At 66.8% G+C, this 15,271-nt stretch carries 10 protein-coding genes; 4 read left to right on the top strand and 6 right to left on the bottom strand.

The window, feature by feature from the left end:
• Positions 1–293 precede the first annotated feature (293 nt).
• Both VHD82_RS26275 and VHD82_RS26270 read left to right on the top strand, forming a co-directional pair.
• A complete protein-coding gene (locus tag VHD82_RS26275; RefSeq protein WP_325709428.1) occupies positions 294–770 on the top strand; it encodes an Lrp/AsnC family transcriptional regulator in 477 nt (158 codons plus the stop codon).
• 149 nt (positions 771–919) lie between these two features.
• Positions 920–1,324: an SsgA family sporulation/cell division regulator gene (locus VHD82_RS26270; RefSeq protein WP_325709425.1), complete on the top strand. Its 405-nt coding sequence runs from the start codon at positions 920–922 to the stop codon at positions 1,322–1,324.
• 1,212 nt (positions 1,325–2,536) lie between these two features.
• On the opposite strand, the gene VHD82_RS26265 is transcribed toward VHD82_RS26270, so the two are convergent.
• From VHD82_RS26265 to VHD82_RS26255, 3 genes are all read right to left on the bottom strand, one after another.
• Positions 2,537–3,238: a response regulator transcription factor gene (locus tag VHD82_RS26265; RefSeq protein ID WP_325709422.1), complete on the bottom strand. Its 702-nt coding sequence runs from the start codon at positions 3,236–3,238 to the stop codon at positions 2,537–2,539.
• On the bottom strand, positions 3,235–4,302 hold the full coding sequence (locus tag VHD82_RS26260) for a sensor histidine kinase (RefSeq protein WP_325709419.1): 1,068 nt from the start codon (positions 4,300–4,302) through the stop codon (positions 3,235–3,237). The genes VHD82_RS26265 and VHD82_RS26260 overlap by 4 nt, the downstream gene beginning before the upstream one ends.
• Positions 4,303–4,784: 482 nt before the next feature.
• Positions 4,785–7,073: a molybdopterin-dependent oxidoreductase gene (locus VHD82_RS26255; protein ID WP_325709416.1), complete on the bottom strand. Its 2,289-nt coding sequence runs from the start codon at positions 7,071–7,073 to the stop codon at positions 4,785–4,787.
• A gap of 101 nt (positions 7,074–7,174) precedes the next feature.
• On the opposite strand from VHD82_RS26255, the gene VHD82_RS26250 reads away from it, so the two are divergent.
• Positions 7,175–8,563, top strand: a complete 1,389-nt coding sequence (locus VHD82_RS26250; RefSeq protein ID WP_325709413.1) for a purine-cytosine permease family protein — start codon at positions 7,175–7,177, stop codon at positions 8,561–8,563.
• Between the two features lie 124 nt (positions 8,564–8,687).
• Here the strand turns inward: VHD82_RS26250 and VHD82_RS36900 are convergent, their stop codons facing one another.
• Positions 8,688–10,997: a rhodanese-like domain-containing protein gene (locus tag VHD82_RS36900; protein WP_414637579.1), complete on the bottom strand. Its 2,310-nt coding sequence runs from the start codon at positions 10,995–10,997 to the stop codon at positions 8,688–8,690.
• A gap of 166 nt (positions 10,998–11,163) precedes the next feature.
• On the opposite strand from VHD82_RS36900, the gene VHD82_RS26235 reads away from it, so the two are divergent.
• Positions 11,164–11,784: a L,D-transpeptidase gene (locus tag VHD82_RS26235; RefSeq protein WP_325709410.1), complete on the top strand. Its 621-nt coding sequence runs from the start codon at positions 11,164–11,166 to the stop codon at positions 11,782–11,784.
• On the opposite strand, the gene VHD82_RS26230 is transcribed toward VHD82_RS26235, so the two are convergent.
• Together VHD82_RS26230 and VHD82_RS26225 are read right to left on the bottom strand one after the other, a co-directional pair.
• Positions 11,769–14,006: a helix-turn-helix transcriptional regulator gene (locus VHD82_RS26230; protein ID WP_325709407.1), complete on the bottom strand. Its 2,238-nt coding sequence runs from the start codon at positions 14,004–14,006 to the stop codon at positions 11,769–11,771. The genes VHD82_RS26235 and VHD82_RS26230 overlap by 16 nt on opposite strands.
• Positions 14,003–15,136: an Hsp70 family protein gene (locus tag VHD82_RS26225; RefSeq protein WP_325709404.1), complete on the bottom strand. Its 1,134-nt coding sequence runs from the start codon at positions 15,134–15,136 to the stop codon at positions 14,003–14,005. Before VHD82_RS26225 ends, VHD82_RS26230 begins: the two co-directional genes overlap by 4 nt.
• Positions 15,137–15,271 lie beyond the last annotated feature (135 nt).

The raw sequence follows: 15,271 nt of genomic DNA, 5'->3' as shown, positions 1-15,271 counted from the left end.
CGCCGGCGTGGCGGGGCGGACGGCCCGGCCGGGGAGCACTCCGATCGGCCCCACACTCCCGGCCCTGCATCCTCGGCCAGACCCTCCCGGAGCGGGCGTCCTCCGCCCGGCGGTCTTCGGCACCGACATCCGCCCACCCGGCCAAGCTGCGAGCCTCCGAATGCGGCGCCGCCACACAACTCGCCGTTGTCCAGCCAATACCCACCGTCGAGCCACCGATGCCCAGCCGCGGAATGCAACCACCGGTCCGTTAATCGAAGCTCCGATCAGCGGTTTTTGGCTACGATGCTGAGGTGCCCGCCGCCGATCTGGATCATCTCGACCGAGCCATTCTCAGCAGATTGCAAGACGACGCCCGAATGATCGCCGAGTCCATCGGCGCGCATGTCGGCCTGTCGGCTGCTGCGGTGCAGCGCAGGATCAAGCGTCTCCGAGAAGCCGGCGTCATCGCGCGGGAGGTCGCTGTCGTCGACCCGAAAGCCGTCGGCGTCAACATGACGTTCGTGGTGACCGTGGAGATGGAACGCGAGCGGATCGAAGTGCTCGAAGCCTTCCGCAAGCAGGTACAAGCCGATCCGGCGGTTCAGCAGTGCTACTACGTGACCGGCTCGGCCGATTTCGTGCTGGTGGTCAACTGCTCGGACATGACGGAGTTCGAGGCCTTCACCCGGCGGATGTTCTTCGACAACGGCGAAGTCCGCCATTTCACGACCAGCGTGGTGATGGACCGGGTCAAGGTCGGCCTCAGCGTTCCCCTGAACGGGCGCTGACAGCACACTGAGCGTGTGTTACATGGTTCCGGCATTTACACCGGATCGCGTGAAAGTCGGGCTCCACGCATCATCATCGACACTCAGCGCCATCTCCTCGCTGTCCGAACAGTTCGGGCCCGCGAACATTGAACCGCGAGGAGGGGCACGTGAACACCGATGCCGTCAACCAGAGCCAGTTCGTCACGCTGAACGGCTCGAGCGCACCCGTCCTGTCTCGACTGTCCTATGTGGGCACCGAGCCGTTTGCCGTCAACATCGCGTTCCGCACGGAGCGCGGCCGGTGGGTGGAGTGGACCTTCGCCCGTGATCTGCTCGTGCAGGGTTTGCAGGAGCCTGCCGGCCTCGGCGATGTCCGGGTCCGCCCGGACCTGGCGACGGACGAGGACATTCTGATCCTCGAAATCGAGTCCCCCGACGGCTACGCACTCGTCGAGATCGAGCGAGAAGACGTCGAGCGCTTCCTCGACACCTCCGCCCAGGTGGTCCCGATTGGCGCCGAAAGCGAGCACTTCGACGTCGATGCCTTCATCGACGAGATCACCAACGTCTGAGAACGCCCGGCAGGTAACGACAGCCGTTAACCTGCCGACCGTCGCCGTCATCCCGGTGGCCCCGCGGTGAGACGACGATCCCGACATCGCGTTCCCAGACGGCTGCGACGACCGCTGCCCAACGGCCGCGGTTGTCGTGGGTACCGCCGGGTCACACCCTGTCTGGTCGCGACCGTCTGCATGTAGACGGTCCGCCTCCGCAGAGCACCTCGTCACCGGAATCGTTCTCGGCACAGTGTCCGACCGCCGTGGTCTCCCGACTCATCACCCTGATCGGATGGCCTGGGCCGTGGGCGCGCAGCATTACACCCGGCGTCTCCACCCCAGCTTCAATCAGTGGCCGAACGACCTGACGGTGCCATATCGGGTCATGGCCTCGAAGATGTCCCGAAGACTCTGGGGCACCGCATTTATCTGATACGCCGGGTCAAATCGCTGCGGCGACGCTGACTCGGTTTCGTCATCGCGCGCCTGAACGGATGCGTTGTCCGAGGTCGTGCTCGTCACCGGCTTGGAGCTGGTGCTCTTCCTCGTAGTCGAGTTGGCCGCCTTCTTGTCACTTGCCGACGGTAACGCGGGCTGCGCAACAGACGGAGGGGGCGTCGTCGCGACAGGATTCTCCGTGCCCTTGGGAGTCCCGGTCTGATCTTGCTCGTAGGTGGCACCCGCAGCGACGGTCGGCGTGGGGTCATCACGCTGACCGAACGTCCCTCCACCTATCCAGCCGACGCCCAGGAGCACGGCAGCCGCACAGGTCAAGAGCGCCGTTCGCCATCCCCGGCCGGCGACCGGTCGGCGCCCGTCAGGCGCGGCCAAGGCCAGCAGGGTGGACTCATGACCGTCCTCCACACGAGGCTCCGGAACCTCGGCGGCCGGAGGCGCACTCGCAGCGACAATTCCCGTACGGTCAGCGATCCGTGCCGCCGTCACGATGTCACCCGACCTGCTGCGCAGAGTCGTGCGCGCCATCCAAAATCCTCCATCGATCAGCCGTTGCTGTGAGTTCTGTCCGTCGCCGCCGAGCGGGGGTTCACCCGGCCGCACACGCGGCGAAACTCAAGGCTCGGCCGAAACTACCAGGACGATGGGTCAACCAATGCTGAGAGACCTTCGCTTTCCCCTTTCCCGCGAAAAGATGACACTATTGGGTGATCACACCTTCAAGCCTCGCGCGGAGAGTCACTACCAGTAGAAGCCTTTTCCCGTGGACAACTAACCTGAGATCCTTACTTTCTGGCCGGTTTCCCACGCCCAAGCCGCGATGGCAACACGGTTGCGAGCCTGGAGCTTTCGCTGGATTGTCGCCACATGCGTCTTGACCGTCCCCGGCGTGATGGACAGCTCGGCCGCGATCTCCGGATTTGTCTTCGCATCCGCGATGAGACACACAACCGCGACTTCCCGTTCGGTCAAGGGCTCACCGTGCCACCCCGCCGCGCCATGCCGCGCAAGGTGGCGGAGTAACTGCACGGTGACTTGCGGGCTGATCAACATGTCGCCGGCAACCGCCGCCCGGATGCCCTCGACCAGCAATGCAGGACCTGACCGTTTGAGCAGAAACCCACACGCCCCGTTTCGCAGCGCGGTGTAGACGTACTCGTCGAGATCGAAGGTGGTGATCACGACAACACGCAACGGATCATCGACGCCCGGGCCCGCCAGAGCCCGGGCCACCGCAAGCCCATCCTTTCGCGGCATCCTAATGTCGACGAGGACGACGTCCGGCCGAAGCTCACGTGCCTGCTCGATCGCCTCGACCCCGTCCACCGCCTCACCAACGACCCGCACGTCACCTTGTGATTCAAGGATCCGACGCAGATTCCGCCTGACCATCTCTTGGTCATCGGCGACCAGTACAGAGATGACCTCGGGCTTTTCGCTGTCCACATACGGTGCAGTGCCGTTCGCCGTCACAGGTCCGCCGGAAGTACGACGTGAACCCGCCAGCCCTGAGGTTCGACCGGACCTGCGCCGAAAGTCCCACCAAGGGCATCGACCTGTTCGGCCAGCCCTGCCAGCCCACGCCCACCAAGCGGGCGGGCTGTCCCCCTCGATCTGCGCGCTTCCCCCGCATTGTCCATGACATCCACGACAAGTTCGGCTCCATGTCTTCGTACCGAGATGTCGACAATGTCGGCGGACGTGGCGTGTCTTCGAATGTTCGTCAATGACTCCAGCACAATCCGATGGATAGTCGAAGCCGTTTCCGGTCTTGCCTCCTCAACTCCGGCCTCAAGCAGGAGACGCACAGACGCTTGGCTTCCGTTCGCGAATCGGTCAACCGTGTCGCGTAGCTCAGTGAGGGAGTGCGGTTGCTCGTCCGGCGGCCGGCCTGTGTCATGTGCCGTACGCAGCAGGAGGATCGCGCGATCCATTGAGGACAGTGCGCGCACGCCGGAATCCTCGATCCTTTTCAACGCAAGCCCGGTTGCCTCAACGTTCCGCACCGCAAGCCTCGCAGCTTGCGCCTCGAGCACTATTCCGGTCACCTCGTGTGCGAGCCAGTCGTGAACGTCACGGGCCAACTGTGACCGTTGTTCCTGGCGGGCCGCCCGAATCGACCAGGCGGACGCCTCGTCGAGCGACCTGAGGTACAACCCCACAGCCAACGCGCAGGCACCCAAAACCCCCCAGCAGCAACATGGTTTGACGAATTCGGCGATCGGGACCGGGGACGTCGACCACGGACCGATCCGTACGGGCGACACAAGAACGGCGCCGAAGACCAGAGTTCCGGTCGGCAGCGCAAGCCTTGACGGAGCCCACCTCGCCACTTGTGCTAACGCAATGAGCATGAAGGCCGTCTCGACCAGCAGCCATCCCGCAAGTGCGTCAGGGGTGTCGCCGGACTCGATGGCGGTACTCACCAAGGACACCGCCGCGGCACACACCGCGCCGCCGATCAACGCCGCGCTCTTTCTCGGCCGGCAAAAGGCGCTCGCGGTGGCGCAGCATGCAGCCGTTACGGCGGAAACCATCGGCAGGACACCGACTCGCGGGAGCCCGAGGCAGGCCAGCACGACGACTGTCGCGACGGGGAACCAAGACCATCTCGACGAGAGCCTCCACCAGCCCGCTTCAGCGGCGGTCCGCTGCGGATCCGTCCACCCACGATGGTGACTCCCTCCCTTGAACCGACGCGAAAAACTGTTGGTAGCAAACGTGTTTGCAGTGTCCACATCTCCACTCCCATCCTTGGCCTACCCGCTCGAGCCTTCCGGAGCGAGCCGGAAATAACCATCTGCCAAAAGACAGATCTTGGTTGACATGTCAGTCGAAGAACGCCCGAAAGAGTGGGGATTGACCGTCGATATCGCGCTACAGTCGAGCTCAGGCATTCGCCGCGATCCAATGGAACTGGGGAGTTCATCGTGCGTGCACTGAAGCTGTTCGCTGCGCCGTCACTTCGGCAAGTGGTTCTCGGATGCTGCAGGCGTGCGGCTCGCTTGTGGGGCCGGGCTCAGCGTGTGGTCAATTCGGGTGGGGACCCCACAGTGACCGGTGGCGGAGCGCCGTCGTACCGCTCGATCTCGACGAGCACGAGCTGCCCGGCACAGCCTTGGGATAGTCGGGAGGTCGGGCGATCGGCTGTGAGCACGTTGGGATTTCCGTGCAGACAAAGGGATCCGTGCGGATCGAACCACGCACCGGTCGGTAGCTGCACCACGCCGGGGCGAAGCTCCGTCGTGAGTACGGCGCCCGCAAGGCAGCCGCCGCGGTCGTTGAACACATGCACCACGTCACCGTCGGCGATTCCCCGTGCGGCCGCGTCATCGGGATGGATGTGGATGGCCTCGCGGCCGGCCACCTTCCCGGATTGGCTCACCGAGCCGACGTCGAGTTGGCTGTGCAGTCGAGTACGTGGCTGGTTGGCAATCATCTGCAGCGGGAAGTGTGCGGCCCGTGGCCCGCCGAGCCATTCAACGGGTTCCAACCAGGCCGGATGACCGGGACAATCCGCATAGCCGAACGACTTGACGACTTGGGAGGTGATCTCGATCTTCCCGCTCGGTGTGGGCAGGCGATTGGCCATCGGATCTTTACGGAAGGCCTCGAACAGAGTCCGTTCGGGGTCCTCGGCAGGTAGCGGATACTCGCCAGTGGACCAGAAATCCGCGAACGACGGTACGGTGAAGCCCTCTTGGAGGACGGTGTTTCGCCAAGAGCCGTAGAGGTGCTCGAGCCAGCCACGTGCCGAGCGGCCTTCGGTGAAGCGTTCTTCGAGTCCGAGCCGTGAGGATAGTTCGGAAAAAATGGCGTAATCGTCCCTCGCTTCGCCGTAGGGGTCGACAACCTTGTGCATGGCAACAAGGTGAGTGTCACGACGACCTGATCCGAAGTCCTCGCGTTCCAAGGAGGTGGTGCTCGGAAGGACGAAGTCGGCGTGCCGGGCGGTGGCAGTCCAATACGGCTCGTGCACGATGACGGTGTCCGGGCGAGCAAAGGCCCTTCGGAGCCGGTTGAGGTCCTGGTGGTGATGGAACGGGTTACCGCCTGCCCAGTACACAAGGCGGATATCGGGATAAGTCCGGACTGCGCCGTCGAAGTCGTACGAACGGCCTGGGTTGAGCAACATATCGGCTATCCGCGCAACCGGGATGAACTCCTCGACCGGATTGATCCCCTGCGGCAGGTAGGGAACCCGGAATTCCGGTCCGATGTCGCCGCTGTCCCCCATGGAACCGTAGCCGTGGCCGAAACCGCCGCCGGGGAGGCCGATCTGCCCCAGCATGGCCGCGAGCGTGATGGCAGCCCACACAGGCTGCTCTCCGTGCTCGGCACGCTGTAGCGACCAGGTGACCGTGATGAATGTCCGCGACGAGGCCATTTTTCTTGCCAGGGAAACGATTTCGGAGGCTGAGACCTCGGTGATGTGGCTGGCCCACTCGGCGTCCTTGGCTATGCCGTCATCAACACCCAGCAAATAACGCTCGAACTCATCATAGCCTGCACAGTAGGTGCCAAGAAAGGAGCGATCATGTAGATCTTCCACAACCAGAGTGTGTGCCAACGCCAGCATCAATGCGGTGTCGGTGGACGGCCGGATCGGGTACCACTCTGCATCCATTGTGGACGGAAAATCCGCACGAAGTGGACTGATCAAGGCGACGTCGACGCCACGCTCACCAAGTTGAGCCAGGAAACCTGGAATGTGGTGACGGCTTACTCCACCGGAGGTGACGAAGACGTTCTTCTCCGGGATGCCGCCGAAAGCCACGAGGAGCTCGGTGTTCTGCACAATCGTCGGCCAGCTGGATCCGTTGCGGAATACGTCATCCGAGCCCCCGACGATGTGAGGGAGCACGACGGTGCTGGTGCCGTGGCTGTAAGTGTGACGACTGGAGGTGAAACCACCGAATGCATTGAGAAACCGGCGCAGCTGGCTCTGCGCGTGATGGAACCGGCCCGCGCTGGCCCAGCCGTACGACCCGCCGAAGATCGCTTGGTTGCCATGGTGTTCGCGGACTCTCAGAAGCTCTGCGGCCAACAGGTCCAGGGTTTCGTCCCAGCCGAGTTGGACGAACTCGTCGTCACCGCGGGCAGTGTCCGCTCCAGGGCCGCGTTCCAGCCAACCGCGGCGAACGGCTGGAGCGGCAACCCTCGTGGGGTGGTGCAGCGCGGCGGGGACGTTACCGAGCAGAGGCGAGGGCGACTTGTCGTCGGGGTGCGCGGCAACCTGCAGGCGCCCGTCTGCACCGATACCGGCGGAGAAGGCGCCCCAATGTGAAGTGGTCGGCCGGAAACGCACACTCCACAACTACCAGACCGGCCGGGCCGACACTGCGATGTGGAGTGGCCCACACTGGCCGTCGGCGCAGGTCACACCTGGGGTTGTGAGAACGTGATGGCATGGACAGGACAGCGCTGACGGCGGACGTGTTCGGCGGTCGGATGCCGAAGCGTGCAGGCGATCTGGTGGTCGAGTCTCACGGGATCACGCCGATCCCGGACGCCAACCGGTTCGGCAGGCCGATCCGCCTGCTGACCGTGTTCTTCGCACCGAACCTGACCATGACAGCGGTCTTCTCGGGAACGTTGGGTGCTGGGCTCGGCCTTGGGTTCGGCACCGGACTCGTGGCATTGCTCGTCGGTACTGTGCTGGGCGCAATTCCGGTCGCTTACCTCGCGACCTGGGGTCCGCTCACGGGTACCGCCCAGTTACCACTGGCGCGGCTGCCGTTCCGTGGGACGGTCGTGCTGCCGGGGTTGGTGCAATGGCTGAATTCCATCGCTTGGGACGCGCTCGTCGGGTTATTCGGTGGGGACGCACTGGCTCAACTGCTCGGGCTTCCGTTCTGGCTGGCTGTCGCGATCGTGTTGCTGCTGCAATGTGCGGTCGGGGTGCTGGGCTACGAGGTGATTCACCGCGTGCAGGCGGTGATGACCGTCGTGATCGCGGTGTTCTTCATCGTGCTGTCGGTGAAGTTGCTCGGCGGGCACACGGTCGCCGTCGCGAACACGGTTTCCGGTGGCGACTTGGTCGGTGCGTTTCTGCTGTTCAGCACGATCGCTTTGAGCCTGGCGATCTCCTGGGCCAGCTACGCGTCCGACTTCAGCCGGTACCTGCCGAAGTCGACTTCGCGGCCACGGGCGTTCGTGTACACCTTGCTCGGTGTGACCTTGTCCTTCGTCTGGGGTGAGGTGCTCGGGCTGGCCGCCGGGCAGACACTGAGCGATCAGACGACGGCGGGCATCAACACACTGCTTGGCGGCGGCGTGCTGGGAACGGTGGCGTTGCTGGTGATTGCGTTGACGGCCGTGTCCTCGAACGCAATGAACGACTACAGCGGCTCGCTCGCGCTGCAGACAGTCGGCGTGCGGTTGCGGCGGCCGGTTTCCGCGGTGGTCGTCACGGTGATCGCGTTCGCGTTGATCCTGTGGATGCACAGCGGCGACCTGGCGTCCAAATTCGAGGACGTCCTGCTGGTGATCGGGTACTGGGTGCCACCGTTCGTCGGCGTCGTGACGATCGACTGGTGGTTCCGGACGCGGCGCGGACGCCGTTTTGATGTCCTCGCCGAGGTGGCGGTGCGACAGCCGGGCTGGCCAGCGCTGTTGGCATTCCTCGTGGGTTGTGGCGCAGCGGTGCCGTTCATGAACACGAGCTTGTTCACGGGGCCGGTTGCGGAGGCCACGCACGGCGCTGACCTCGCGTATTACGTCGGCCTCATCGTTTCCGGGCTCGTCTACACCGTGTTCAGGTTGGTCGTGCGACCGCAGCGGGCCGACCGAGACTGACGAATCCCGGGTAGCTTGGCCACAGTTCGTCAGCCAGTCTCGGCCCGCGGGAACCCGGGAGCCGGCGCTCCGAGTCCGCACTCCAGGGTTCAATGCCGCGATCGGCTATGGCTCATGGGGTGGCTCATGGGGTCGGCCCGGTGGCGGCGGGGCGGTCCGGGTGATTCGACCATTGAGACCAGGAGCCCGGGTACAAGGCGGCGTTGATGCCGGCGGCTGCCAGGGCGGCGATCTCATGCGCGGCCGTGACGCCGGAACCGCAGTAGACGGCTACCTGTGGAGTCTCACCGGCAGCGGTTGCACCGCCGTGCAGCGCATTACCGCCGGCGGACGCACTATCGCCAGGCAACGCATTACCACCGGGCAACGCACTATCGCCCCGCGACGCATTACCGCCGCGGGACCCACTATCGCCGGGCAACGCATTGCCGTCGGCGGACGCACTACTGCCGGGGGCCGAAGAACTCTCGCCAGGCGCGGCGGCCGGCACAGCTTCGCCAGACCCACTACCGGCCGGGGTGGAGGAACCCTCGCCAAACGCATCGCCACCCGGCAACGCCTTGCCAAACGCATCGCCACCCGGCAGCGCCTTGCCAAACGCATCGCCACCCGGCAACGCCTTGCCGGACTCGCCGTCACCAAACTCGCCGCCACCAGACCCATCGCCACCCGGTGCAGCTTCGCCAGCCACGGGGTCGGCCGATGCGCCGTCGCCAGGCACCCCGTTGCCTACTAACGCATCGAAGCGGGCTGCAAGGTCTGCGGGTGAACGGAAATGACCGTCGGGGGTGAGGTTCTCTCCGGTTGGGGCGTTGACGGCGCCCGGAATGTGGCCGGCACGTGGGTCGACCGGCTCCTGCTCGCCTCGATAACGCTCGGCGGCGCGCGCATCGAGCAGCACACCATCGAAAGAGGCGGCCTCGTCCATGGTGATCACCGGCATGTTGCCTGGCCGCAGCACGACGTCCCCAGCGCTGACTGGCGCCGGGACTTGGGCGAGTTCCGAGGCTGGAGTACGCCCCGAGGCTGAGGTTGCCCCAGCCGCGGGAAGTGCTTCCTGCGGCGGGCCGAAGCCCTTCTCCAGAGCACCCTCCCACGCCCCCAGGCCCCCGTCGAGCAGTTGCACCGACTCGACGCCCGCCCACTTCAGCAGCCACCACGCACGGGCGGCCGCCAGGTTTCCGTTGTCGTCGTAGGCGACGACGCGCGAGCCCTGGCGCAGGCCCCAACGGCGAGCTGCTGCTTGCAGGTCCTCCACGTCGGGCAGCGGATGGCGTCCCTCGGTCGGCACCGGTGGGGCCGCCAGCTCCGTGTCCAGATCGACGTACACCGCGCCGGGGATGTGACCGTCCAAATAGTGCCGGTGACCGTTCGGATCGCCCAGGGCCCAGCGCACATCCAGCAGTACCGGCGGATCGGCCGACTCCAACTGGCGGGCCAGCTGATCCGCCGTGATCAGGACCGGTGTGGAAGGCAATTCGAGCTCCTTGATGTCCGCAGTTCCTGGGGCTTCACCGCGCGCCGCAGCGACGGCGAGACGGCGTTGGAGAGCTTCGTTGACCGGCGTCGCAACCCCGTGCAGACGGCCGAGCAACACGATCTCCCCGTTCAGGAAATCCCCTTCGATGGTGCCGGTGCCGCGGGCGAGACTCTGCCAGGTGGAACCGCCACCCGCATCGTGCCCCGGCACCGACACCGGGTTCGCGACCGAAATGTCCATTTCGGACTCGGTTGCCAGGTTGGCCGCATCGATCCCCGCCACCTTGAACACACGCTCGGCCTCGGCGCGTACTGCGACCATCGCATCCTTCTTGTTCCCGTACAAGGCATTCACGGCATTTCCGACGTTGCTCAGCAGCTTGCCCGCCTTCCACCGCGACACGTCCGGCACCAGCTGCACCCCGAAGCCCGCCGCCCGGAAGTCCTCGGCGATCGCGGGCAACACCGGATGCCCGCCGGCCGGATACCTGCCCAGCCACCAGATGCCGGGCTTCTCCGCCCCGCGCCCGACGACCTCGCCCGGATGAACGAACGTCACCGGATGCCACAGCGCCGCACCGAAGACGACGCCGAACCGGCGCAGGGCCGCGCGTTCGTTCTCCAGACCGTTCTGCAGACACACCACCGGCAGATCCGCGGCGAACCCGTCACCCGCGGGAAGCCAGGCCCATTCCTGGAGCACGGCCTCGGTCGCCTGGCTTTTCGTCGCGATGACCAGTACGTCTTCAGAGGTCAGCTCCACGTCGGCGGAGCTCTCGGCCACCGGCACCCGCACCGTCTGCGCGCCGCTCGGGCGCACATACCGCAGTCCGCGTTCCCGGATCACCGCCCCATGCTCGCCGCGAGCGATCAACACTGTGGGAATCCCGGCGAGGTGCAGCTCGGCGGCCGCCGACGAGCCGATCGCGCCCGCACCGATGATGATGTATCGCATGCCGCCATCTCATCATCACCGAGCACCCCGCGTCCCGCTGCGAAGCGTGTTCGGGTTGTCACTGTTCGAGGCGCTACAAGATCGTGACCAGGAAAGGCACAACCGCGCCGACCCCAATGGCGTCTAGATCGACGTAACCACCGAGACCGGACCCCGGAGGGCCCACGTGCGCGTGAAGAAAATCTGGCTGGCGCTGACCGCAGTGGCCGCGGCCGCCGCTCTGGCGGGTTGCGGTTCGGGTTCGAGCGACGCACCGGTCAAACCGCTGGCCGCCGAAGCCGCCCCGGTCACCAGCAGCGCGGCGCCGACCACCACGACCACCGTGCCGCCCACCACCACGACCACCCAGCCGGCTCCTTCGACGACGACCACCACGAAGAAGAGCACGACGTCGAAGAAGACCACGACCACCACGACGGCGAAGGCCGACAGCTCCGGCACCCCGTGCTCGATCACCGAGGGCGCCTGCGTCGATATCTCCGCGAAGAAGGCCTGGCTGATCAGCGGCGGCAAGGTGATCTACGGCCCCGTCTCGATCACCACCGGCCGCAAGGGCTACGCGACGCCAACAGGCATGTTCCACGTGCTCTCCAAGGAGAAGATGCACTACAGCAAGGAGTTCGACAACGCCGAGATGCCGAACTCGGTGTTCTTCTACCCCGGCGACGCCTTCCACACCGGCAGCCTGTCGACCCCTTCACACGGCTGCGTGCACCTGTCGAGCTCGTCGTCGCTGAAGTTCTTCAACACCCTGCACGTCGGCGACCCGGTTCAGGTCGTGCCCTGAGCAGGCTCCAGTTCGGCCCGCAGTTCCGCCAGTAGCTCGCTGCGGCTGCCGGCACCGATCCGGTGCCGCATGCGAGCCACGTGGTGCTCGACCGTCTTGGCCGAGATGAACAACCGGTCCCCGATCTGCTTGTAGGTCAACCCCGCCAGCACGAGCTCCGCGACCTGACGCTCCCGGTCGCTGAGCCGTGCGGGCCCCGGCGCCACGGACGGTTCGCGCCCCTGCAGCACCCGGGCGCAGTCCAGCAGCGCCACCATCGCCTTGCGGTCCGACGTCCGGATGGCCGCCTGCCCCGCCAGCCGCGCCCCGTCCCAGCACAGGCCGACGCCGTGCAGCCCGCGCGCGGCGGCTTCCACGGCCTCCGGGTCGACATCGCCGCCCAGCACTTTCAGCCAGGACTCGCCGGCGCGGGCCATCACCGCGAAATACGGTCCGGCGCCGGCGGCGAGCGCACCGGCGTGTTCGGCGGCCTCGTCCGGCCGCTCGTCGAGGATCGCGGCGTGCAGTCCGCTCCAATGCATCGCCGTCGCCCACAACGGCGGATCGCCCAGCGCGGACAACAGTTGCCGCCCCTGCCTCAGGTGCGGCGCGAGCCGGGCCCGCTCACCGAGCCGCGCCGCGGCGACCTCGAACTCGCCGAACGGCAGGAAGGTGAACAGGTCCACCGGATGCCGCATGACGGCTTCCCTTGCCTGGCCCCAAATCCGCCGCAGCGCCGCGAGATCGCTCGCACGCCGGGCCAGTCCGACTCGCAGGCCGACGGCGAACAGCCAATCTCGCGGCGAAAGCTCGTTTCCGGCCTCGCGAAGCCCCTCGGCCGCCGCTTCTTCGTCGCCGCGCAACATCGCGATCCACGCGCGCAGCAACCGATGCCGCGTGGCCAGGGTCCCCGTCTCGATCGCGCGATCCAGCAGCGGTTCCGCGATAACCGCCTCACCGCTGTGCAACGCGACCAGTGCGGCGAGCGCGGCCGGGCTGTCCGGCAACAGCTGGCGAGCCGAAACCGGTTCCAGCATCTCCGCGGCACGGACCAAAATGGACAGTGCCATCGCCGGCTGGCCGGTCACCGATTCGAGCACACCCCGCGCTGCCGACGAAACGGCGCCGGACAGCAGAGTCGGCGGCCCGCCCGCCCGGCACTTTTCCAGCGACGCCTCGGCTTCCGCGAGACGCCCCGTGCCGACCAGACCGATTGCCGCGAAGCACGCCGAATCGCCCGTGTCCGACCACTGGAACAGCTCCGCGCTATGCGCCAGCTGCCCGCGATGAGCGAGCGCAGTGCCCGCGACGCGCGCAGCGTCCGCACGGTCTGGGGCGTCTTCGGTGGCGATCACGTCGTCGGCCAGACGTAGCGCTTCGTCGAAATCCCCAGTGCGCGCAACGGCTTCGGCCCAGCGCGCGCCGATACGGCGCCCCGCCTTGACGGCCGCTTCGTACAGCCTCGCGGCCAGCGCAGGTTCGGCGCTCGCTTCCTCAGCAGCCGCTTCGAACGCGGCGCCGATCTCGGTGCCGGTCAGCCCGGCGCCGATCAGAGGCCGGACCAGCGGCAGCACAGGGCCTTGCCGTTCCAGCTGGAGCTCGACGAGCTGCGTCCGCAGCGCGATCTGCCTGTCCCGGGAAATCAGCTCTCGCAAAGCGCGCGCGGCGATCGGCAACAACCGGCCGTCGCCGGCGACGAGACCGGTCGCGTGCGCGGCCTCGTTCTGGCCGTGCACAAGATCCGGGCCCATCCCGGCTTCGGCCGCGAGCAGGAACCGGACCAAGTCGTCGCCTGCCTGGTCCAGCTCGTGCCGCAACAGGGACAGGTCTCCTACCGCGCGGACCAGGCCGGGGACTCCACCGGATTCCGCGTGCACCGCCTCGGCCCGCTCGGCACCGCCGAGGAAGGCTGCGGTGCGATCGCGGTCGAAGGGCCGCAAAACGATCTGGCCCCGCAGCCGCCCCAGCACCTGGTTCAGCCCGTCGGGACGCGGATGTGGGCGGGCGGCGATGACCAGCCCCGCGTGCTCGTCGTCGAGGAAACGCAGCAGCTCGGTCAGCTCCGCTTCGCTGAGCAGATGCGCGTCGTCGACCAGTCGCACGTTGTCGGCGCCGGCGAGGTGCTCCAGCACGGCTGTCTTGCCGTACCCGCCAGGCGCGACGATCGCGAGCCGGACCGGCGCGAGCTCACCGGACACGATGGCCGCGCAGACCCGCTCGGTGGGCTCGTCCAGCAGGATCACTCGTCGTCCTCGTTTCGGGAACCGCCGCGTCGCGACGGGACGAACCGTCGCTTCGGGGGTTCGAGCGGAGTCAGCACGACCGGTGGCCGGGGCGGCGCCGGCTCGGCACCGTAAACCTCGGCCGAATCCACCTCGGGGTAGCCAGTGATTCGGGGCACGAGTGCGGTCGACTCGGGCGGCGCTTCGGCAGGAGGCCGGGCGGCGAGGGCCGCGCCACGGCAGGCGGCGGTCCCCGGATCGGAATCGACCACGACCCGGCAGTTCAACGAGTCCTCCGCAAGCGCTTTCAGCAGCGGGATCCGCGCTGTGCCACCGACCAGTAAGGCGGCCGAGAGCTGTTCGTAGCGACCCAGCGGGGCGAGCGCGATGGCGAGCAGCGGCCGGATCAGCCGTTCGAACTCCGCCCGCGTCAACAGCTCGACTTCACCGGTTGTGGACAGCAGTTCCTTCGCCTCCAGGCACACTGCGCGCAGTTGCGCGGGCTCCCCGGTGAACCGTTCGCGGAGATGTTCGGTGAGCACGTCGTCGATCGCGGGCGCGTGCTGTTCGTCGTGCGCGATGGTCTCGAAGGTCGTCGCACCACGACGCAACAGCGCGCTGTCCACGCATTCCCCGCCGAAGCGGGAAACGCCCAGCACAGTGCCCGGTTCGACGCGCTCGCGCATCAAATGGCTCTCGGCCGCCGCGACCGGCCCCGGCAGCAGCACCGCGCCGGGGAATCCCGCCGCTTTGAGCGCTTCGTGCAACAGGCCGCGCCGGTACGGGCCCCAGCCGGGCGGGTGCGTCACCGCGACGCGGTTGGCCTCACTGCCCTCGATGTCCGCGACCTGATCAGCCACCCAGCCGACGACGACAGCGGTCAGTGATTCCGGCCGATACAGCTCGTCACCGAGCAGGAAGGGCACGTCATCGCCGACGCGCCGGACGAAACCTCGAGCGAGGCGTTCCGGCTCGGCGACCGCGGCCCGGCGTGCTTCCGTGCCGACCAGGACCGTGGCGTCGGCCGCGACATGCAGGACAGATTCGGCCCGCAGCACCACTTCCGGGTCGGCCCAGGACTCCCCGGTACGACGGCACACCGCGGCCTTGACACGGGTGCCGCCGATGTCGACGCCGAGGACGTAACGCATTCGTGCCGCCTCCTAGGGGTTCGTCCTTTCGTACCAAAGCCCGCCGTTGGGGCCCAATCCCCTAACCCCCTAACGCCGTCCCCTCGATCCCCGGGGTTCGGACCCGGACCGATCCCCGATGGCAGAACCAGCGGC

Origin of the sequence: Amycolatopsis sp. (assembly GCF_035546795.1) — a bacterium.
In the GTDB taxonomy this organism is placed as follows: domain Bacteria; phylum Actinomycetota; class Actinomycetes; order Mycobacteriales; family Pseudonocardiaceae; genus Amycolatopsis_E.
This window is presented reverse-complemented; position numbering and strand designations above follow the sequence as displayed.

Bases quoted from the DNA above. Each gene is read 5' to 3' on its own strand.
- VHD82_RS26250 (WP_325709413.1), top strand. From the start codon at position 7,175: ATGGACAGGACAGCGCTGACGGCGGACGTGTTCGGCGGTCGGATGCCG.
- VHD82_RS26225 (WP_325709404.1), bottom strand. From the start codon at position 15,136: ATGCGTTACGTCCTCGGCGTCGACATCGGCGGCACCCGTGTCAAGGCC.
- VHD82_RS26260 (WP_325709419.1), bottom strand. From the start codon at position 4,302: ATGGTTTCCGCCGTAACGGCTGCATGCTGCGCCACCGCGAGCGCCTTT.
- VHD82_RS36900 (WP_414637579.1), bottom strand. From the start codon at position 10,997: ATGCGATACATCATCATCGGTGCGGGCGCGATCGGCTCGTCGGCGGCC.